Raw genomic sequence first — 19206 nt, forward strand, 5'->3', positions numbered from 1 at the left:
TGTTCAACGAGCGAGATTAGAGCAGATGCTTTTCTAGGTAGTGAGCAACGGCATCGTCTGCGTTACTGCCAATCACTTCATTGTCAGGTAGTGCTTTCATCACTTTCTCATGTGATGTACCCATGATTAGACCTTTACCCGCCATAGCCAGCATTTCAGCGTCGTTCATGCCATCACCAAAGGCAACACAGTTATCCAGAGTCAGGTTTAGTGATTTTGCAACAGCGTCTAGAGCGTGGCCTTTAGAGACTTCAGCTGCCATCACTTCCAGACACCAAGGTGTAGAGAAGGCGATGTTCAGTTTGTCGCCAAAAGCATCTCTTAGCTTTTGTTCAAACGTGACGAGATATTCGTGGTCTTGTTCTGGATGTGTGAAGAAGACTTTCGCGATGCCTTCGCTTGGTGCGTTTTCAGCTTCAAAGCGCTTGTAGCTAAAGCCAGACTCACTGTGGAATTTAGCCAACATTTCATCTTCACGGTCTAGTAACCAATCTTCATTCTGGTACATGTGAATAAAGAGGTTTGGATCTTGGCGCACAATATCAATAACTGGCTGAACGAGTTCCTGAGGTACGTTCTGGCTATACATCAGTTGATCGTTTTGGTCATGCACGCGTGCACCGTTTGAAGTGATCATGTACGCCGGAATACCTGCTATCTGACGAATACCCGCCACATCGACGTGGTGACGACCCGTAGCGAAGATGAAGGTATAACCTTGGTCGTGTAATTTCTTAAGCGTTAGCTTGGTAAAGTCGCTTAGCTGATGGTTGGGAGCCAAAAGCGTACCATCTAAATCAGAAGCAACAATTTTCACGGAATCTTTTAGTGCAGGAATACTCATTTAACCCTCATTGCAAAATGCTTAACCAATATTGACGCTAGCCAGCGCTAGAATCGTTTTAACTACAATATCTCTAGGTAGAAATTGTATGCCAAATTCATGCAAGAAAAGAGGGCAAAGCTCACTTACTTCTCTTCCTCTTTAGCGCTTATTTTCTTGGTAGGTTGCTTAGCCTATTAGCTCTAGGCGAAAAACTGATTGATCGCATCCAGTGTTTGATTGCGATATTCATCCTGCTCAAACAACACCTCATGCCTAGAACCCTCAATCAACTTAAACTGACAATCAGAGTTGGTTTTCTTCAGCTTAGAGATGAACTTTACTTGAGCACTGTTACTGACAATCTTTTCATCCCCAGCTTGAATCAATAGCAGAGGGATCTTGATTTGACGAGTTTGTTGAATTGCTTGCTTGGCGGCCATTAACCCTTGCCACACCCAACGCGTGCTTGGTCCACCCACCTGCAAAGATGGAGACTCGTCATATAAGCGGCGGAACCACTGATAGCGAACCTTACTGTGGCTCAGTAAGTTGTTTTCAAAAGGCTTCGAATAATATGCTTGCTGGCCCGGCGCGTAAGTTGGCTTGGCATAAAAAGCGGTAAGCACTTGTCCAACGATCATCGCGATAGGTTTCAGGTACCACTCGGTATTGATACCAAACATCGGAGCGCACAGAGTAACTTTGTCAAACGGGTGATCGGGATGAGTTTGTAGATAGCGAGTGGCTATGGTGCTGCCCATTGAGTGTGCCAGTAGGTAGCGATTGGAGTATCGGCTTAGGTCAAAACTGGCAATGACGTCAGACATGTCAGATGCATAATCATCAAACTCATGAATGTGACCAATGTCAGAGTCTGTTACCATACGTTCAGACTGGCCTTGACCTCGGTGGTCAAATGAATAAACGTCATAGCCTTGTTGATAAAAATCATAAAAGATTTCTTGGTATTTTTGGCAGCATTCGATACGGCCATTTGAAATCACAATAGCTTTGCTGTGCTTTTCTGAGGTGAGGCTGCACCAGTACAGTTTCTTTTTACCAGACGATGTTAAATACCCCTCTTTTCTTTGTTGCCAAAGAGCGTTGATCGGGTGTTTAATCGCATGATCGAACTGAGGTTCTTGAGTGTAAGGGAAGGTGGCTTCGCTGTGGTTTTCCATGGGAAATTACCTGAACTGATGCGTGTGAGAGCTTTATTGCTACTAATGTTGTTAGATTAAAGAACTAGTAAGGAAATGCAAATGGATACTCATGTCTGGCTTGCTTATGTTGTCACAGCGATTTTGTTTAGCTTGGCTCCGGGCTCGGGTACCGTTAACTCAATCAGTAATGGGCTTAGCTATGGCACTAAAAAGTCACTCGCATCAATTGTTGGCTTACAGCTTGGTCTTGCGTTTCACATTATGCTGGTGGGCGCGGGTATCGGTGCACTCGTTGCTAAGCCTGCGTTGGCGTTCACCATCATTAAGTGGGTCGGCGTGGTGTACTTACTTTGGTTAGGTATTCAAAAGTGGCGTGATAGCTCGAGCCTAGTAGCATCTGAAGAAAGCTCTACTCTGTCGAGTGGCAAACTGCTGAGAAACGCTGTGCTTATCAACCTAACTAACCCGAAATCAATCGTGTTTTTGGTGGCTTTGTTTCCTCAGTTTATTGACCCTACACAACCTCAAGCACCTCAGTTATTAGTGCTAGGTGTGACGACAGTATTCATTGATAGCGTTGTTATGTTGGGTTACACCTCATTAGCGTCACAAATGGGACGTTTTATTCGCTCTGATCGCATAATGGGTAAGATAAATAAAATATTTGGTGGTATGTTCATGGGCTGCGGTGCTTTGCTAGCTGCCGCGAAAGCTTAGATTAAGCGACTGAGTTATAGTTAAACCAATCAGAGTTATCAAGAAATGACCGCTACATACGTTGCTCGACAACCTATCTTAAATCGCAAGAGGAATACACTCGGCTATGAGTTGTTATTTCGCGATGGAGAAAAGAATGCGTACCCAGCGCATATTGAGTCTAATCGAGCAACGTATCGTCTGATTGTTGAGAACTTCTTGTCTGTTGGTCTTAACCCTTCTATTCCATCTTCACGCTGCTTTATCAACTTCCCTTATCAAAGTTTGATTCGTCGACTGCCCTTAAGTTTGCCGAAAGATAAGGTGGTGGTAGAGATTCTGGAAACCTGTAAACCAACAGATGAATTGTTGGAAGCGGTTAAAGACCTTTACCAAGCGGGTTACATGATTGCCCTAGATGATTTTACTTCGACCCCAGAATGGGAACGTTTCCTTAAATACACGCATATCGTAAAGCTCGATATTATGCAGATGGGTTTGGATGAAGCGTGTGATTTGGTTAGGGCGCATCAAGGGAAAAAGTTTAGCTTTTTGGCGGAGCGCGTTGAGACCGAACAAGAATTCCAGCAAGCCAAAGAGGCTGGCTTTAAGTTTTTCCAAGGTTACTTTTTCAATAAACCGGAAATCATCAAGAGTAAATACATTAGCCCTGAGCAAGTGATTGCTATGGAGCTGTTTCAAGAAGTGTGTAAGCCCGATGTGGACTTTCAACGGGTGGAGAGCATTGTCGCGAAAGATGTGGCGCTCTCATATAAGCTGCTGCGTTTTGTGAATACTATGTCGCCGCGCCTTGAAGTGACCATCTCTTCTTTTCGTCAGGCTTTGGTGTATCTAGGTCAAGAGAAACTGAAAATGTTTGTGTCGTTAGCCGTCGCCTCTTATGTCTCTGATAAAAAGCCGAAAGAGCTGTATGGATTGTCCCTACAGCGTGCTCAGTTTTGTCAGCGTATGTCTCGCTATCAGGCATTTGAAGGGTATAGAGAACAGGCCTTTATGATTGGCTTATTCTCCTTGTTGGGTGCTCTGTTGGACTTGTCGTTAGATAACTTAGTCGAGCAGTTGCCGCTGTGTAAAAGTATCAAGGTTGCTCTATTACGTAGAGAAGGGCCATATGGTACCTTGCTCGCACTTGAAGAGAGCTTTGAGCATGCCGATTGGCAACAGATTGATGAGCACTGCGCCGATTTAGGATTAAGCGTGGATCAGGTTAAAACGGAGCTTACTGAAGCGCGCCGTTGGAGCCATACCGTGACCAACAAGCTCTGATATTTCTTCGTTAAACTTTTATGACAATTGAAACGCACGCCTTGACGTGCGTTTTTTTATATCTAAGATATGTGCATATCCATATATGAGTATGTTTTTATGCTTCCTCACCAATTTTTTAAATTACTGTCCGATGAAACGCGAGTGCGTTGCTTAATGTTGATAGTTCGCAATGAGTGCTTATCGGTTGGTGAGTTGACTCAGGCATTGCAAGAAAGTCAGCCAAAGGTTTCACGCCATCTTGCGCAGCTGCGTTCAAACGGTGTTTTGATTGATGTTCGCCAGGGGCAGTGGGTGTTTTACCGCCTGTCACAAGATTTACCAGGTTGGATGCTAAAGTTAATTGACGACCTTATTGCATCGAACTGTTTGAAAACTGAATACCAGCAAGATATTGAGCGCTTAGAGTCGATGAACTCACGCCCAGTATGTTGCGTTTAAATACATTAAAACTTAATGCCGAAATAGTTGTAGTTGCAGCTAGGCGACAAGTGAACTTATCCCTATGAGCATAGTGGCTCTATGTAATTAGGGCGGCCGGCGCTCCGGTAAGTGAACGTAGTCAACAACGCTGCTGCTTCAAATATGAAGGCAATTAACTGAGAGAACAGAAAATGACAGTCAAAGTAGGTATTAATGGTTTTGGTCGTATCGGCCGTCTAGCACTTCGCGCAGCATTCGATTGGGATGAGCTAGAATTTGTTCAAATTAACGATGTTGCTGGCGACACAACAACACTGGCCCACCTTCTAGAATTTGATTCAGTTCAAGGTCGCTTTCACCACGAAGTAACTGCAGAAGGCGATGAGATGATCATTAATGGCCAGCGCATCAAGACCACACAAGAGCGCGACATCGATGCGATCGACTGGTCTGGTTGTGATGTGGTTATCGAAGCGACAGGTGTTCACCGTAAGACCTCTTTCCTAAACAAATACCTAGAGCAGGGCGTGAAACGTGTTGTGGTATCGGCGCCAGTGAAAGAAGAAGGCATCGCAAACATCGTTGTTGGTGTGAATGACAATATCTTCGACCCTGCGGTACACAAAATCGTAACGGCAGCGTCTTGTACAACGAACTGTATCGCGCCAGTGGTTAAGGTGATCAACGAGAAGCTTGGTATCGAGAACGCAGCCTTCACCACTATTCACGATTTAACTAACACGCAAACTATTCTTGATGCGCCGCACAAAGACTTACGCCGCGCACGTGCATGTGGCATGAGTCTTATCCCAACAACGACGGGCAGCGCCAAAGCGATTGTTGAGATCTTCCCTGAGCTAGAAAACCGCATCAACGGCCACGCAGTTCGTGTACCGCTAGCGAACGCTTCTCTGACAGACATCATCTTCGAAGTGAAGCAAGACACCACGGCAGAAGAAGTTAACGCGATGCTGAAAGAAGCGTCTCAGAATGAACTAAAAGGTATTCTTGGCTTTGAAGAGCGTCCACTGGTTTCTATCGATTACAAAGGCGACCAACGCTCAACAATCGTGGATGCACTATCAACGATGTTGGTCGGTAAGCGCATGGTTAAGATCTACGCTTGGTACGACAATGAGATGGGTTACGCAACACGTACCGCTGAGCTTGTTCGTACCGTTGGCCTTGCTTAATAAGAATCTGGAGAAGATATAATGATACATCCAACATGGCAACTAGACCTAGAGCAAGGTGCGCTAGTGCTTACTCCGTGCCCAGGCACAAAAGAAGCAACGCTTGATGCATCACTGGCTCAGCTAAAAGAGCAAGGCGTTGAAGCTATCGTGACAGCACTTGATGACCATGAGCTTGCAAGCAAAGACGTGGCGGCACTTGGTGAAAAAACACGTGCGTTAGGTATGCAATGGTTCCAGATCGAAATTGAAGACGACTGTGCACCGGGTGCTGGTTTTGCTGCGAAGTGGCAAGCAGCTAGCCCTGAGCTACATAACATCGTCGATAACGGCGGCAAGGTTGCAATGCATTGTATGGGCGGCTCTGGTCGCACTGGTTTGTTCGCAGCTCACCTACTGTTAGAAAAAGGCTGGGATTTGAGCAAGGTAGTTCAAGAGGTGCAGGCACTGCGTCCAGGTGCCTTCACTAAACCTATCCAGGTTGAATACATTAATGGCGTAGCGAATAGCTAATAGTCATCAGTGTTAGACAGGGAGCTTTTGGTCTCTGGAGTGTTGAACTTATCATGATCCAAAAGCTCTTTTTGTTTAGATTGCAGAGATAGCGTTATGTTTTCAAATCTAAGTAAGAGCGTTCGCCAATATATGTTGGTGACTTTCAACTACTGGAACTTCACCATTACTGATGGTGCACTTCGCATGCTGGTGGTTCTGTATTTTTACGACCTTGGCTACAGTTCACTAGAAATCGCCTCACTGTTCCTTTTCTATGAATTCTTTGGTGTGGTGACCAACCTAATCGGTGGCTGGTTAGGGGCGCGTCTTGGCCTCAACAAGACCATGAACATCGGGTTAGGGATGCAAGTCGTCGCCTTGGGTATGCTCGCGGTGCCAACGGCAATGCTGACCATTCCTTGGGTCATGGCGGCGCAAGCCTTGTCTGGTATCGCTAAAGACCTCAATAAGATGAGTGCCAAGAGTTCGATTAAGACTCTGGTTCCTGATGAACAACAAGGCGCGCTTTATAAGTGGATTGCGATTCTGACCGGATCTAAGAATGCGCTTAAAGGGGCAGGCTTCTTTATTGGTGGTTTGCTGCTTTCAACGATTGGCTTCCAATACGCTGTGCTTGCGATGGCAGCCGTGTTGGCATTGGTCTTCGTTGGCAGTGTGTTGAGCTTAGAAGCGGACATGGGTAAAGCGAAAACTAAACCTAAGTTTAAACAGATCTTCTCTAAGTCTGAATCCATCAACATCCTATCCGCAGCACGTATGTTCCTGTTTGGCGCTCGTGATGTGTGGTTTGTGATTGCTTTGCCGATTTACCTAGGCAGCGTGTTTGGGTGGGATCACTCATGGGTGGGTGGCTTTTTAGCGGCTTGGACCATCGCATACGGCTTTGTGCAGGGCATTGCACCCAAGATTACTGGTAAAGCACAAGGCAAGGTGCCTGATGGACATGCAGCGCTATTATGGGCGGGGGCGTTGGCTATCGTGACTGCAGGTATTGCCTATGCGGTGCAAATTGGCTGGCAACCCGAGTTCGTTATTATCGGTGGCTTGATGGTGTTTGGTGCCATCTTTGCGGTGAATTCATCGCTGCACTCATACCTTATTGTGAGTTATGCGAAAGGTGATGGCGTTTCTCTTGATGTCGGTTTCTACTACATGGCAAACGCGATGGGCCGTTTGATTGGCACGATATTGTCGGGCTTGGTATTCCAAATGGCCGGTTTGTCTGCGTGTCTGTGGGTATCTTTTGCGTTCTTAGCGATAACGACGGTGATCTCTCTCCGTTTACCTAAAGTGCCGCAAATCTCAGCAGCATAAGCTTCAGCCGCACGAGCTAAATTCGTATGAGCTAAATTCGCGATAAGCCTCTCCTTTAACACTAAGCTGACTTGGTATTTATTCCAGTCAGCTTTTTTATTGCTATAGTAGAATGATTGAATATTAATCAGGCATTTACATGAAGCAGCGAATTCTCTTTTTTGATTTAGCACGATGTGTTGCGGCCATAGCAGTTATCGCGATTCATGTTTTGGCGCCTTATCGGAATGAATTAGGCACTATTCCTTTCGGTGAGTGGCTGACCGCCATTACGGTGAACGGTTTCAGTCGTTGGGCGGTGCCGGTGTTCATCTTGATTACTGGTGCACTGATGCTCAGTGATCAGCGCCCGTTTGACGCCAAATACTACCTCAAGCGTCGTTTGGGCAAGGTACTGATACCTTTCATTGTCTGGTCGCTTTTCTATACCTATCTGTCGGGCTGGTCGGCAATGGGCTTTGATGCCGACGTCAGTTGGGACGTGTTGCTTAATAGCTACCATCATTACACCTATTACCACCTTGGTTTCTTCTATTACTTCATCCCACTCTATTTTGTGATTCCGTTCTTGCAGATCATGGTTAGAAAGTACGGTGATAGATCGGTCTATGCCTTTACGGCGGTATGGTTGTTCACAACATTGCTGTTCTTACTGAAAATCGATGGCCCTTGGAGTCACGAATTGTGGTTGTACACCGGTTACTTACCATTGGGTTACTTGCTGTATAAGATTGTGCCACTTAACAAGATGACCGTTGGCGTGAGTGTGTTACTGGGTGGGCTAGCGTTACTAACCACGGTTTACATGGTGGTTGATGCAAGCTTGGTAGCAGAAGAGTACACGGTAGGGCGCTGGCTATCTTACAAAACGTTGAATACCGTATTAGCCGCGAGCATGGTGTTCATGGTATGCCGTTACTATGGTGAAGGCCTGTCTGAGAAGAGTAACCAAGTGGTTGGCTTTATCAGTAAGCACAGCTTAGGTATTTACCTGCTGCACCCGATTTTCTTGTGGCCGATGAAAGAGTTTGGTTGGTACCAAGGACATCCGGCATGGGTTATTCCATTATGGATTGTGATCAGCGGAGCTGGCGCATTATGGATGAGCTGGTTGGTGTCTAAGTCAGAGAAAACGCGTTGGTTATTGCCTTAGCGGTGATTGCTAAGGCTTTCTGATGGATTGCTTAGGGACGACAGTTGAAGCGGCTGACGTTTAGCGCTTCAACGCAAAGTGTAAGAACTTATCGCCTTGGTAGGTTAAGGTTCCTTTGTCGCCAGGGTTAAGGGCGTGGAAATAGTGGATGCCGACTTGGAATTCTCGCTTCGGACCAACCACACCACGTTGAACGTAAATCCAGTACTCTTGATCTTCTTGGCCCGGTTCTGCGTCAGGAAGGTCGATCGATTGTTTGTCTAACACCGTGACATTCACTTTCTTCTCTGGCGCATTTTCACCTTGCGAGTGTTTTCGATAGAAACCAATAAATACCCAAGCCGCTAGAGCAGCGAGAGCAAAGATGGCAAAAAAGAGTGAATTAGGCATATAACCTCCATGTAGTCGTGATGGTTATTCTAGTCTTTCAGGCAATAGGGATATGTGTTTAAAGCCGTTATTCGTGAACTGTTGTAAGCCAAACTGATTATTTTTCGGCAGACATCACATTTAATGGTCAGTTTGGGATAAAGCATTGTTATTTATTGTCTCTTTCTCTCGTAAATAACAGTGATTTTGTATAAGAATAGGGAAATGCTCGACTAGAATTATAGTGTGGAGTGGGAGGGCTAAGATGACCGATATTGAAAAAGTGGTGACAAGAACTCGCAATATAGAGAAATTATTGAGGCTTCAATATCATGCCGAAGGCGAAGGATTGCATGAGCTTGTAACAAGCTGTGAAGAAAGGCTACCGCACGATATGGTGAGCAAGCTGCGCTATATCGCAACGTGTCGTAATAAGGTAGTCAATGAACATGAGGCTAAGTTGGAAGACCAACATAAGTTCATCATGATGTGTAACGACTGTGAGAAGGAGCTGACTCCACGTAGTGGTCGTTTTATCTGGCGAGTTGCGATCTTACTGATGATGGCAATGACTTTAGCTGCCGCAGGTTTCTATTATGCGAACTGGGATGTGCTAACACTGCATCTGTTTTCGAAGTGAAAAAATTGAACAAAAAAAGGGACGCTCATGGCGTCCCTTTTTTTATCTGTAACTTGCTTAGTACATCATCGGTAGTGTCATTAGACCTACAACTACCGCGATCATTACAAGTCCTTGTCTTTGCGAAGATGAAATCATAACACTACTCCTAAATTTGGTTGTCTCTCGCTATGTTTTAAAGAATAGCACTACTTATGGCCTTAGATCAAGAATTACTTTCGAAAGCTTTAAAAGTAGTAGAAAACTATGAGTTTTTGGCTTGTTTGGCAGTGTTTAACTGTGTTTTATGGTGTGTTCTTAATTTGTTCGTTGTGATTTATGTTTGTTCTAATTTGATTTAACTTGTTGTTTTGTAATGGTTGTTTTGTGTAATTTATATTGTTAAAGGTTGTTAAACTGTATTAATAGAGGTTGGTGGTGGCTAGGTTGGTTTTGGTTGGTTTTTTAAGTTTTCGGCTTGGTTTTTGTGGCGATTTTTACCGGAGGCTTGAAATAACCTGACAAAACTGGGCGTTAAAAAAGAAAACTGGCTACTTTACAAGTTTAGGCTTGGTTGGCGTTTTTATTTTCCTATTAATCTTGAGTTTGTTTACTTAAGTTATTGTTATTATTTACTTTAAATGTGGTTATTTTAATTTTTTAAGTGTGGTATTTTACGGAATTAGGCCGGTTTTGGTGGGGTCGATAGGTTAGAATTGGCCAAAATTCAAGTATGGCGACTCTAATGCCAGTTTGAATGGGTTTTATGATGATTCGTTCTAGTTTTAAACGAATGGCCATTGTCATGGTGGTAATTGTTACGACTTCAATCTAAAGAGACTCTTTTTAGTGGAAGCGTAATCAAGATCCAATTTTGAGGGGCTGAGGCTTTACATCAACACTCGTGTGCCTAGACTGGCGACGATTTAAAGCAATAGGGCAAGTGGTATGTGGAGTTGGTTAGCGGTTTCCTTATCTGGTATCGGAGCAATAGCAGGAACGAAACATGGACATATCGGTCAGGCCTTATCGTATAAGGTATTTACCTTTGTATTATTAGCGACAATTGCTTTAACTCAGTCGGTTGTGGCTGACTTTACCTATTGGATAGTTGCGGGGTTGGCTATCTCTGCGATCGCAGATGTGCTTCATACTCTCACTCAAAAACGCCCTCTGCATTTTGTCTGCTTCTTATTGGCTCAACTCTGTTACAGCAAAGCTTTTTGGTTACAGCTATCAGGTGAAATGGTTTGGTGGTTGTTCGCGCTGTTATTGGCAGCTTGCGTTGTTGCTTTCTTTTTACTGCTGCCACGCTTAGACAAACTCGTTTTTCCCGTGGTCATCATGGGTATTGTGCTTATTCAGTTAGCATGGGCTTCTGGTGAGGTTTGGCTGCTGGATCCTCAGTTATCACACGCGGTCGGTTTTGCTGGCTGTAGCGTGCTGCTCCTTTCGGCCTTAGCTTATGCGCTAAACAGTTACCGCAGCCCAATCAAGGGCGCTTACTTTTGGGTAACGGGCAGTTACTTTCTCGCACACGCATTCATCGTCGCATCGATTACTATTTAGGGTAGAGCTCTCTCAAGCCTGAGCTACATCAAAACGGCGTTGCTAAAACTCGGTACTCTACGTGTAATTCATTAAACATGAGATTGAGTTATGACGACTGAAATTCACGCACACAACGTTTTAAACCTGCTTAGTGAAAAGCCACTGACTCGCGAAGAGCTAACATTAGCGCTTGCTCAAACCTATGGCGAAGAAGCTCGCTTCCATACTTGTAAGCTCAATGGTCTGGATTTAGATAGCCTGTTGAAGTTTTTCTTGAAGATGGACAAGGTTGTCGTTGTCGATGATAAGCTTTGCACTAACCGCGAACGTGTGTGTAACCACTAATTCCCAGAGATTTGGTTTTTAGAGCCTTTTGGCTTTTATCGATAAGAAGAGTGGATGCGACGTTTCGGCTTCACTCTTTAAATTCTCTTTTTCCTTTTTCCTTTCTATTTGCTCTCGCAAAATTCCCTTCTAATTACATAAGTTAATCCTTTTATTACTGCGTTCGAAAATCAATGTTGAGGCTGCTATACTCCGCGCACTTACGCTTTTCGAGACAAACTTATGGAAATTTTATCTGCAGCAACCATGCTGTTTCTTATTATGGACCCGCTTGGCAATCTACCAATCGTGCTCTCTATCCTTAAGCATATTGATCCGAAGCGTCGCCGTATTGTTCTTGTTCGTGAACTGATGTTTGCGCTGGTTATCCTGCTGTTGTTCTTGTTTGCTGGTCAAAGCATCATGAACTTCCTGCACGTGCAGCCTGAAACCTTGAGTATCTCTGGCGGTATTATTCTATTCATCATCGCGATTAAGATGATTTTCCCAAGTGCGGGTAGTATTACTGGCCTCGCGGCGGGTGAAGAACCGTTTATTGTGCCGATGGCGATCCCAATGATTGCTGGCCCTTCAGTGATTGCGGCATTGATTCTGTTGTCGACACAGCACCCTGACAATATGTTAGAGCTTTCAGGCGCAGTGATGCTGGCTTGGGGTGCTACCTTCTTTATTCTGATGTTTAATGGCTTCTTCCTGCGAGTGCTGGGAGAGAGAGGTCTTAAAGCCATCGAACGCTTGATGGGCTTGTTGTTGGTTATGCTGTCGACGCAAATGTTCCTCGATGGTGTGAAAGGCTACATGGGCTAACATCAATATCATTGCTGAATAAAAAAACGCCGCTCAAATGAGCGGCGTTTTTGTCTCTACTGTTTCTGTCATGATGTTTTCTGTAGCTAAGCGTTTTATATCTGGGCTTAAGCTCGATTACATCATGTGTTTGCGTCGGATATCGAGTAAGGCGAAGACACCGAAAATCAATATTGACCACTTCTCCCAACGTGACATCTCGATCTTGTCGCCGAAAGCACCGATGAAAATCAGCATCTGCAGGCCGTGCATGAAGAACAAGAATGCTGTCATGATATAAAGCGCAATCGCAGCATTACCCGGGAACGGGTAGAAAATATTTACGATCAAGATAAACCAAACAAAGGCGATGGCTGCTTTTGCTAGTGGAAGCAAGAACTTCATTCAATAACTCCTATTCTTCAGTAATTCGATTGAACAGTCGGTAGCTTGACTGTCCGGTGGTCTTATCGCGATGCAATTCCCAGTTCTCTGGCATAGCTTCGAGTTTCAGTTCTTTCTCTGTCTCGACGTAAATGATGGCATTGTCTGCAAGCCAACCGTTACTCTCAAGCAGTTGTACTGTTTCTGCCAGTAAGCCTTTGCGAAATGGTGGATCAAGGAAAACCATATCGTAAGGAGTGCCTGGTTTCTTAAGGAAAGAGATAGCATCAGTATTCACGACATTAATGTTGTCTGCCTTGAGCTCTTTCGCGTTATCAGAAAGCTGTTTAGCCGCCTTTTGATTCATTTCGAGCAGTGTCACCATTTTGGCTTGGCGAGAAGCTGCTTCAAAACCTAGACCGCCAGAACCGGCAAATACATCCAAGCAAGTTGAATGTGGGATATCTTGAGCCACCCAGTTAAAGAGTGTTTCTTTTACTCGGTCAATGGTTGGGCGTAATCCTTCTAAATCATGAACAGGCAGCTTTCTACCTCTCCATGAGCCACTAATAATTCGAACAAAGCCTCCGGATGGCTTTTTTTGTGATGTGTTTTGCTGGCGACGTCTTACCATAGATTTTTTGACCGCTAATAAAGTGATACTATACCGAGCCCAATTTAAGTGGGTTCGTGTATTAAATAAATTTGCAATGACAAAGTGTATCAAGCTAAAAGCAAACTTATCACTGCTTTGTCATTTTTCTTTACTATTCGTTTGTACAAGCTTGTATTGTATAACAATAGCAAAGAGTCGACGTGTATTAAGTCAATACAGCTAATTAGTAGATCTAGGAAACTCCTCTGATGACGGAAAAAAAGAAGCGCGGATTATTATCGTGGCTTGGTTTTGGTGAAGAAGAACAAAGCCCAAAAACTCAGAATGAAGCGAACGTAGAAAGCGTTGAAGATCAAACTGAAGTTGAATCACAAGTTGAGGCTGAACAGGTCGCGCCTGAAGCTGAACAAGTTAAGCCAACTGAATCTGAGCAAGCGCTTGAAGAAGCTCAACAAGAGCAGCAACCTGTCGCAGCAGAAGCAGAAGCAGAAGCAGAAGCAGAAGCAGAAGCAGAAGCAGAAGCAGAACAGGAAGAAGTGGCAGTTCCTCAAGCTAAGGTTGAAGAAGTACAAGAGAAGCCGACAGAAAGCTTCTTTGCTCGTCTTAAGCGCAGCCTAAGCCGCACTAAAGCAAACATCGGTGCTGGTTTCTTTGGTCTGTTCAAAGGCAAGCAAATCGATGAAGACCTGTTTGAAGAGCTAGAAGAGCAACTTCTGATTGCTGACGTGGGTATGAATACCACGGTTAAGATCATTGAAAACCTGACAGAAAAAGCATCTCGCAATGACCTAAAAGACGGTGAAGCGCTTTATGGTCTGCTCAAAGAAGAGATGGCAGACATCTTAAGCCAAGTGGAACAGCCACTGGTTGTTGATACCACTAAAACACCTTACGTTATCTTAATGGTGGGTGTGAACGGTGTAGGTAAGACAACTACGATCGGTAAGCTGGCGAAACAATTCCAAAATGAAGGCAAGAAAGTGATGCTAGCAGCGGGTGATACCTTCCGTGCTGCAGCCGTTGAACAGCTTCAGGTTTGGGGTCAGCGTAACGATGTGCCAGTTATCGCTCAACACACTGGTGCGGACAGTGCGTCTGTTATCTACGATGCGATTGAAGCAGCGAAGGCTCGTGGTGTTGATGTTGTGATTGCTGATACAGCCGGTCGTTTGCAGAACAAGAGCAACCTGATGGAAGAGCTACGCAAGATCGTTCGTGTAATGAAGAAGATTGATGACTCTGCGCCACACGAAATCATGCTAACGCTCGATGCAGGTACAGGTCAGAACGCTATCAGCCAAGCGAAGTTGTTCAGTGAAGTGGCTCCAGTTACGGGTATTACACTGACTAAGCTAGATGGTACGGCGAAAGGTGGTGTAATTTTCTCAATTGCTGACCAGTTCCAGATTCCAATCCGCTACATTGGTGTGGGTGAAGGTATTGATGACCTGCGTCCATTTGAATCTAAAGACTTCATTGAAGCACTATTTAGCCGCGAAGAGTAACGCGAGTAGCAAAGTGGTTTATCCTTAATCTGCTACCGTTTTTAAATTTGATATTAGTGATCGTAAGAGGAATTTTCGGTGATCAAATTTCAGCAAGTGAGTAAAGCCTACCGAGGTGGAAGACAAGCGCTCCAAAAAGTGGACTTTCACCTGAAACGTGGAGAGATGGCTTTTTTGGGTGGGCACTCTGGGGCTGGTAAAAGTACCTTGCTGAAGTTGATCTGCGCGATAGAGCGTCCAACTGATGGACGTGTCTGGTTCAACGATCACGATATCACTCGTATCCCAGCCAAAGACATTCCTTTCTTACGCCGTAATATTGGGATTGTTTTTCAAGACCATCGCCTGCTGATGGACCGTTCGATTTTCGATAACGTCGCTCTGCCTATGCGTATTGAATCTATTTCTGAAAACGAAATAAAACGCCGAGTCAGTGCTGCGTTGGATAAAACCGGTTTATTAGATAAAGCCCGTTGTTTGCCAAGCCAACTTTCTGGTGGTGAACAACAACGCGTGGGTATTGCTCGCGCCGTGGTTAACCGTCCAACTCTGCTTTTAGCCGATGAGCCTACCGGTAATCTAGACCCTGAATTATCTAACCGTGTGTTGCGATTATTTGAAGAATTCAACCGCGCAGGTGTGACGATCATCCTAGCGACGCATGATATCGGGTTAGTGAACACTCGCCCTCAGTACCGCCATCTTGAATTAAACCAAGGATTTTTGAGTGAGGTTGAAGACTATGGCCGCGAATAAGCGCATCAAAAAACCTCAATCTAATCGAGCAGCAAACCGCGCTTCAAGCGACGGCTTCTTTGTTGTTCACTGGAAACAAGCCAAGTCATCGTTCTCGCAAATGTGGCAGCGCCCGTTAGGCAACTTACTGACCCTTGCGGTGATCTCTATGGCGTTGGCTATGCCAGCTTGTTTGTACCTATTAGGTAAAAATGTAGGGGAAGTGGCGCAAGATGTCACTAGCCCGTCACAAATAAGTGCTTATGTAGAGGATGGTATTCCTGAGCCACGAGTAATGGTGCTTAAGGATGAAATCGAAAGTTGGGATCAAGTTGAGCTCGTGGAGTACATTTCTCCGCAGCAAGGGCTTGCAGACCTCAGCCAGTATTCTGGTTTTGAAGACGCCCTAACCATTCTCGACGATTATTCACTGCCAGGTGTGCTGGTGATTACGCCAAGCGTGCACAGCGATACCTTAATTAAAGAGCTGGCAGGCACAGTTAAACAACAAGAATTAGTGACCGATGTTCGCCTAGACGAAGATTGGTTAGCGCGATTAGATGCGATCAAAGCATTAGCGGCTGTCATCGTGATTACCTTAACGGTATTGATGCTGGGCGCGGTATTTCTGATTATCGGCAATACACTACGATTTAATGTGTTGGCGCATAAAGAAGAGATTCAAACCATGAAGCTGATTGGTGCGACCGACAGCTACATTCTTCGACCATACCTTTATGCTGGGATGTGGTTTGGCGTTTTAGGTTCGATTAGCGCTTGGGTAATGACGGCATTGATTACCGTATTGCTGAACAGCGCGGTGGATGACTTGGCTCAGCTATACGACAGCCACTTCCGTTTAATTGGCCTGAGTTGGGATGAATCTTTACTGCTTTTGATCGTCGGAACTCTGCTTGGTAGTGTGGCTGCAAAGCTTTCTGCACAGCGTCACCTAAAAGAAATTGAACCAGTTTAGGTGAATAGAGTCATATTTAGACGAAAAATAGGCACTTCTTAACCAGTTTTTGCCTTGTATAGACGAATTGATTATGCATAATTACTTCCCCCTCCTTGAAACCTGTTCATTTTAGGTTCAAGATTGTAGGGTTTTAATAGATGTATTACTCCAGATCAGAGATTGATGAGGAACCGAATGGCAAACCAAGCGTATCAAATGGCTTTAGTCACACAAGATAGTTTAGATAGCTATATCCGCTCAGCGAACAGCTACCCTATGCTGACTCCTGAAGAGGAACGTGGACTTGCAGAGCGATTACATTACAAAGGTGAGATCGACGCTGCGAAAGGCTTGATCCTTTCCCACCTAAGATTCGTGGTGCACGTTGCAAGAGGCTACTCTGGCTACGGGCTACCAATGGCTGATCTCGTCCAAGAAGGTAACATCGGCTTGATGAAGGCTGTTAAGCGCTTCAATCCAGAAGTTGGTGTTCGTCTCGTCTCGTTTGCTGTTCACTGGATCAAAGCTGAAATCCATGAATACGTTCTACGTAACTGGCGTATCGTTAAAATTGCGACCACTAAGGCACAGCGTAAACTGTTCTTTAACCTTCGTAAGTCTAAAAAGCGTTTGGGTTGGTTCAATAACGGTGAAGTTGAGACGGTTGCTCGTGAACTGGGTGTTGAGCCTTCAGAAGTTCGTGAGATGGAATCTCGCTTAGCAGCACAAGATGCGACGTTTGAAGCGCCTATGGACGATGACGATGGCGGTTCTGCTTACACTGCTCCAGTTTACTACCTAGAAGACAAGGCGTCAGACGTTGCTGAGACGGTTGAAGCGGCTAACTGGGAGTCACACACCAATAATCGCCTAGGGCTAGCACTAGCAAGCTTAGACGAGCGTAGCCAACACATTGTTCGCTCACGTTGGTTAGACGACAACAAGGCAACCCTGCAAGACTTAGCGGATACCTACAGTATATCAGCTGAGCGTGTTCGCCAGTTAGAAAAGAATGCGATGAAGAAATTGAAACAAGCCGTTGGTGATTTCTAATAGCATCTAGTTTCTATTAGCTTCTACTTTCTAGTAGAGCTAACAAATAGCTGAATTTTGAAAAGGCCGAGATCGAGAGATCTCGGCCTTTTTGTTTTGGATCGATTTCTCAACTTTTGCGATCGAAATTTGCAAAATGATTTTGTGGATAACTCTGTGAGAAGTTTATTCGTCAGCTATCTAAAAGCAGTGTGTAGTAAGGCTTTGACGGGGTTTTTCGAGTGGGGATATGTTTCAGTTAACCCACAGTTAGATCAGGATCATTACTACATGTTGTGGATCTATTTTTGAAAAGACACTTTATTCACGCAATTCACAGATTTATCCACAAATGGTGTAAAAGTGATCGCTGGTGGATAACCTTATTAAGTGGATGTGAATGTTAGCCTTGGGATAGGTTACAATGGCAGCAAAGTAAATCAGTATAAAAAGAGAAAGTCATGGACCAGTTTAAACATATCGATGTTAAAGGCGCTCAAGCCCTCATCGAACAAGGCGAAGCTCGACTTGTCGATATACGTGACCCGCAGTCTTTTGCGGTTGCCCACCCAAAAACAGCCTACCACCTGACTAACGATACGATGGTGTCATTCATGGGTGAGGTTGAGTTCGAACAACCTATCTTAGTGATGTGCTACCACGGCATCAGTAGCCAAGGTGCGGCACAATATTTAGTGAACCAAGGCTTTGAAGAGGTATATAGTGTTGATGGTGGTTTCGAAGCTTGGCATCGTGCTGAACTTCCAGTGATCGCAGGTTAATGACTTTCATCACCTGAACCGCCTCAAGCATCCCTCATAGAATGAATAGGAAGTAACAATGATTAGATTGATGGTGTTAGACAATCCACGTCTTGCTCAAGCATTTATTGATTATATGGCCTCTCGTCAGATCCCTATTCAGATGTCTCCAGAGGGAGAAGGGCGTTTTGCTCTTTGGCTTCTTGATGGCCAATTTCAGGTTGAAACCGAAGCTGAGCTGAATCGTTTTCTGGCTGAGCCCAATCATAAGCGCTATCAAGCTGCATCTTGGGACATGGCAGAGACCAGAAAGAGCAACTTCCATTACCACACGCCAAGCTTCATGGGCATGATCAAAGCCAAAGCAGGCCCAGTGACACTAAGCCTGATGTTGGTGTGTGTGGTGATTTTTGCGCTGCAACAGATCGGTTTTGGCCAAGCTATTTTCAATGCCCTACATTTCCCAGCGGTGGATGGACAGCAATGGCAGCTGTGGCGTTGGTTGAGTCATGCCGTTCTACATTTCTCTGTTATGCACATCGCATTTAATATTTTGTGGTGGTGGCAGCTAGGTGGAGACATTGAGAAGAAACTTGGCAGCCTCAAGCTACTTCAGATCTTTGCTGTCTCTTCTGCGCTTTCAGGTGCTGGGCAGTATTGGGTTGAAGGGGCGAACTTCGGTGGTTTGTCTGGTGTTGTGTATGCCTTGGTTGGTTACTTATGGGTGGTTGGTGCGAAGGCGCCACAACTTGGTTTAGGTATCCCAAGACAGATTGTCGGCTTTATGTTGGTGTGGCTAGTGCTTGGGTACATGCAGCCATTTATGGCTATCGCCAATACGGCGCATTTAGCTGGTCTAGCCGCTGGTGTGATTATTGGCTTTATCGATGCGATGAAAGCACCAAGCTCGGCAAGAAGCTAATTCATATCTTCTAATGAGTAGCCAAACGATAGAGACAAAAAAAGCGGCCAGA

Annotated in this window: 22 protein-coding genes; 17 read left to right on the top strand and 5 right to left on the bottom strand. The window is 44.9% G+C overall.

Annotated features, from left to right (window positions below):
* Positions 1–16: 16 nt before the first annotated feature.
* Together AB4167_RS03405 and AB4167_RS03410 are read right to left on the bottom strand one after the other, a co-directional pair.
* On the bottom strand, positions 17–844 hold the full coding sequence (locus AB4167_RS03405) for a Cof-type HAD-IIB family hydrolase (protein WP_017061022.1): 828 nt from the start codon (positions 842–844) through the stop codon (positions 17–19).
* A 182-nt stretch (positions 845–1026) separates the two neighbouring features.
* On the bottom strand, positions 1027–2007 hold the full coding sequence (locus tag AB4167_RS03410; protein ID WP_372136133.1) for an alpha/beta fold hydrolase: 981 nt from the start codon (positions 2005–2007) through the stop codon (positions 1027–1029).
* 81 nt (positions 2008–2088) lie between these two features.
* Between AB4167_RS03410 and rhtB the strand changes: the two genes are divergently transcribed.
* The 7 genes from rhtB to AB4167_RS03445 all read left to right on the top strand — a co-directional run bounded on the left by rhtB (position 2089) and on the right by AB4167_RS03445 (position 8571).
* Entirely contained in the window at positions 2089–2706 is a 618-nt protein-coding gene (gene rhtB / locus AB4167_RS03415) for a homoserine/homoserine lactone efflux protein (RefSeq protein ID WP_372136134.1), read from the top strand.
* 45 nt (positions 2707–2751) lie between these two features.
* On the top strand, positions 2752–3972 hold the full coding sequence (locus tag AB4167_RS03420; RefSeq protein ID WP_372136135.1) for an EAL and HDOD domain-containing protein: 1221 nt from the start codon (positions 2752–2754) through the stop codon (positions 3970–3972).
* A 99-nt stretch (positions 3973–4071) separates the two neighbouring features.
* Complete coding sequence (locus AB4167_RS03425; protein WP_017063763.1) at positions 4072–4413, top strand: metalloregulator ArsR/SmtB family transcription factor; 342 nt, start codon at positions 4072–4074, stop codon at positions 4411–4413.
* Positions 4414–4586: 173 nt separating this feature from the next.
* Positions 4587–5588: an ArsJ-associated glyceraldehyde-3-phosphate dehydrogenase gene (locus AB4167_RS03430; protein WP_017061027.1), complete on the top strand. Its 1002-nt coding sequence runs from the start codon at positions 4587–4589 to the stop codon at positions 5586–5588.
* A gap of 21 nt (positions 5589–5609) precedes the next feature.
* Positions 5610–6101: a cyclin-dependent kinase inhibitor 3 family protein gene (locus AB4167_RS03435; protein WP_017061028.1), complete on the top strand. Its 492-nt coding sequence runs from the start codon at positions 5610–5612 to the stop codon at positions 6099–6101.
* Between the two features lie 96 nt (positions 6102–6197).
* Positions 6198–7418 (top strand): organoarsenical effux MFS transporter ArsJ, encoded by a 1221-nt coding sequence (gene arsJ, locus AB4167_RS03440; protein WP_029235159.1) that lies wholly within the window; start codon positions 6198–6200, stop codon positions 7416–7418.
* A gap of 139 nt (positions 7419–7557) precedes the next feature.
* A complete protein-coding gene (locus AB4167_RS03445; RefSeq protein ID WP_102488288.1) occupies positions 7558–8571 on the top strand; it encodes an acyltransferase in 1014 nt (337 codons plus the stop codon).
* 60 nt (positions 8572–8631) lie between these two features.
* Here the strand turns inward: AB4167_RS03445 and AB4167_RS03450 are convergent, their stop codons facing one another.
* Complete coding sequence (locus AB4167_RS03450) at positions 8632–8961, bottom strand: DUF2500 domain-containing protein (protein ID WP_017061032.1); 330 nt, start codon at positions 8959–8961, stop codon at positions 8632–8634.
* Positions 8962–9205: 244 nt separating this feature from the next.
* Between AB4167_RS03450 and AB4167_RS03455 the strand changes: the two genes are divergently transcribed.
* The 4 genes from AB4167_RS03455 to AB4167_RS03470 all read left to right on the top strand — a co-directional run bounded on the left by AB4167_RS03455 (position 9206) and on the right by AB4167_RS03470 (position 12262).
* Entirely contained in the window at positions 9206–9580 is a 375-nt protein-coding gene (locus AB4167_RS03455; protein ID WP_004736595.1) for a hypothetical protein, read from the top strand.
* Positions 9581–10507: 927 nt separating this feature from the next.
* Positions 10508–11128, top strand: a complete 621-nt coding sequence (locus AB4167_RS03460; RefSeq protein ID WP_017061033.1) for a lysoplasmalogenase — start codon at positions 10508–10510, stop codon at positions 11126–11128.
* 90 nt (positions 11129–11218) lie between these two features.
* Positions 11219–11455, top strand: coding sequence for a YecH family metal-binding protein (locus AB4167_RS03465; RefSeq protein WP_136981722.1), 237 nt, complete (start codon positions 11219–11221; stop codon positions 11453–11455).
* A 222-nt stretch (positions 11456–11677) separates the two neighbouring features.
* Positions 11678–12262 (top strand): YhgN family NAAT transporter, encoded by a 585-nt coding sequence (locus AB4167_RS03470; protein ID WP_017063768.1) that lies wholly within the window; start codon positions 11678–11680, stop codon positions 12260–12262.
* Positions 12263–12379: 117 nt separating this feature from the next.
* Here the strand turns inward: AB4167_RS03470 and AB4167_RS03475 are convergent, their stop codons facing one another.
* Both AB4167_RS03475 and rsmD read right to left on the bottom strand, forming a co-directional pair.
* Positions 12380–12646 (bottom strand): DUF1145 domain-containing protein, encoded by a 267-nt coding sequence (locus AB4167_RS03475; protein WP_016784000.1) that lies wholly within the window; start codon positions 12644–12646, stop codon positions 12380–12382.
* A gap of 10 nt (positions 12647–12656) precedes the next feature.
* Complete coding sequence (rsmD, locus tag AB4167_RS03480) at positions 12657–13259, bottom strand: 16S rRNA (guanine(966)-N(2))-methyltransferase RsmD (RefSeq protein WP_017061036.1); 603 nt, start codon at positions 13257–13259, stop codon at positions 12657–12659.
* Between the two features lie 230 nt (positions 13260–13489).
* On the opposite strand from rsmD, the gene ftsY reads away from it, so the two are divergent.
* From ftsY to glpG, 6 genes are all read left to right on the top strand, one after another.
* Complete coding sequence (ftsY, locus tag AB4167_RS03485) at positions 13490–14746, top strand: signal recognition particle-docking protein FtsY (RefSeq protein ID WP_136989532.1); 1257 nt, start codon at positions 13490–13492, stop codon at positions 14744–14746.
* Positions 14747–14824: 78 nt separating this feature from the next.
* On the top strand, positions 14825–15502 hold the full coding sequence (gene ftsE / locus AB4167_RS03490; protein ID WP_004736585.1) for a cell division ATP-binding protein FtsE: 678 nt from the start codon (positions 14825–14827) through the stop codon (positions 15500–15502).
* Entirely contained in the window at positions 15489–16457 is a 969-nt protein-coding gene (gene ftsX / locus AB4167_RS03495; RefSeq protein ID WP_017061038.1) for a permease-like cell division protein FtsX, read from the top strand. The genes ftsE and ftsX overlap by 14 nt, the downstream gene beginning before the upstream one ends.
* Before the next feature lie 177 nt (positions 16458–16634).
* Positions 16635–17492 (top strand): RNA polymerase sigma factor RpoH, encoded by an 858-nt coding sequence (rpoH, locus tag AB4167_RS03500; protein WP_017055518.1) that lies wholly within the window; start codon positions 16635–16637, stop codon positions 17490–17492.
* Positions 17493–17932: 440 nt separating this feature from the next.
* Positions 17933–18253, top strand: coding sequence for a thiosulfate sulfurtransferase GlpE (gene glpE / locus AB4167_RS03505; RefSeq protein ID WP_086971530.1), 321 nt, complete (start codon positions 17933–17935; stop codon positions 18251–18253).
* A 58-nt stretch (positions 18254–18311) separates the two neighbouring features.
* Positions 18312–19154, top strand: coding sequence for a rhomboid family intramembrane serine protease GlpG (gene glpG / locus AB4167_RS03510; RefSeq protein WP_017063770.1), 843 nt, complete (start codon positions 18312–18314; stop codon positions 19152–19154).
* Positions 19155–19206 lie beyond the last annotated feature (52 nt).

Source organism: Vibrio sp. 10N.286.49.E11 (assembly GCF_041469505.1).
In the GTDB taxonomy this organism is placed as follows: Bacteria; Pseudomonadota; Gammaproteobacteria; order Enterobacterales; family Vibrionaceae; genus Vibrio; species Vibrio crassostreae_C.

Excerpts from the sequence above, each read along its gene's own strand:
- AB4167_RS03445 (WP_102488288.1), top strand. The coding sequence starts at position 7,558 with ATGAAGCAGCGAATTCTCTTTTTTGATTTAGCACGATGTGTTGCGGCC.
- arsJ (WP_029235159.1), top strand. The coding sequence starts at position 6,198 with ATGTTTTCAAATCTAAGTAAGAGCGTTCGCCAATATATGTTGGTGACT.
- ftsY (WP_136989532.1), top strand. The coding sequence starts at position 13,490 with ATGACGGAAAAAAAGAAGCGCGGATTATTATCGTGGCTTGGTTTTGGT.
- AB4167_RS03430 (WP_017061027.1), top strand. The coding sequence starts at position 4,587 with ATGACAGTCAAAGTAGGTATTAATGGTTTTGGTCGTATCGGCCGTCTA.
- AB4167_RS03435 (WP_017061028.1), top strand. The coding sequence starts at position 5,610 with ATGATACATCCAACATGGCAACTAGACCTAGAGCAAGGTGCGCTAGTG.
- rhtB (WP_372136134.1), top strand. The coding sequence starts at position 2,089 with ATGGATACTCATGTCTGGCTTGCTTATGTTGTCACAGCGATTTTGTTT.
- AB4167_RS03460 (WP_017061033.1), top strand. The coding sequence starts at position 10,508 with ATGTGGAGTTGGTTAGCGGTTTCCTTATCTGGTATCGGAGCAATAGCA.
- AB4167_RS03455 (WP_004736595.1), top strand. The coding sequence starts at position 9,206 with ATGACCGATATTGAAAAAGTGGTGACAAGAACTCGCAATATAGAGAAA.
- AB4167_RS03465 (WP_136981722.1), top strand. The coding sequence starts at position 11,219 with ATGACGACTGAAATTCACGCACACAACGTTTTAAACCTGCTTAGTGAA.
- AB4167_RS03470 (WP_017063768.1), top strand. The coding sequence starts at position 11,678 with ATGGAAATTTTATCTGCAGCAACCATGCTGTTTCTTATTATGGACCCG.
- glpE (WP_086971530.1), top strand. The coding sequence starts at position 17,933 with ATGGACCAGTTTAAACATATCGATGTTAAAGGCGCTCAAGCCCTCATC.
- AB4167_RS03475 (WP_016784000.1), bottom strand. The coding sequence starts at position 12,646 with ATGAAGTTCTTGCTTCCACTAGCAAAAGCAGCCATCGCCTTTGTTTGG.
- AB4167_RS03450 (WP_017061032.1), bottom strand. The coding sequence starts at position 8,961 with ATGCCTAATTCACTCTTTTTTGCCATCTTTGCTCTCGCTGCTCTAGCG.
- AB4167_RS03405 (WP_017061022.1), bottom strand. The coding sequence starts at position 844 with ATGAGTATTCCTGCACTAAAAGATTCCGTGAAAATTGTTGCTTCTGAT.
- AB4167_RS03410 (WP_372136133.1), bottom strand. The coding sequence starts at position 2,007 with ATGGAAAACCACAGCGAAGCCACCTTCCCTTACACTCAAGAACCTCAG.
- glpG (WP_017063770.1), top strand. The coding sequence starts at position 18,312 with ATGATTAGATTGATGGTGTTAGACAATCCACGTCTTGCTCAAGCATTT.
- AB4167_RS03420 (WP_372136135.1), top strand. The coding sequence starts at position 2,752 with ATGACCGCTACATACGTTGCTCGACAACCTATCTTAAATCGCAAGAGG.
- rpoH (WP_017055518.1), top strand. The coding sequence starts at position 16,635 with ATGGCAAACCAAGCGTATCAAATGGCTTTAGTCACACAAGATAGTTTA.
- AB4167_RS03425 (WP_017063763.1), top strand. The coding sequence starts at position 4,072 with ATGCTTCCTCACCAATTTTTTAAATTACTGTCCGATGAAACGCGAGTG.
- ftsX (WP_017061038.1), top strand. The coding sequence starts at position 15,489 with ATGGCCGCGAATAAGCGCATCAAAAAACCTCAATCTAATCGAGCAGCA.
- rsmD (WP_017061036.1), bottom strand. The coding sequence starts at position 13,259 with ATGGTAAGACGTCGCCAGCAAAACACATCACAAAAAAAGCCATCCGGA.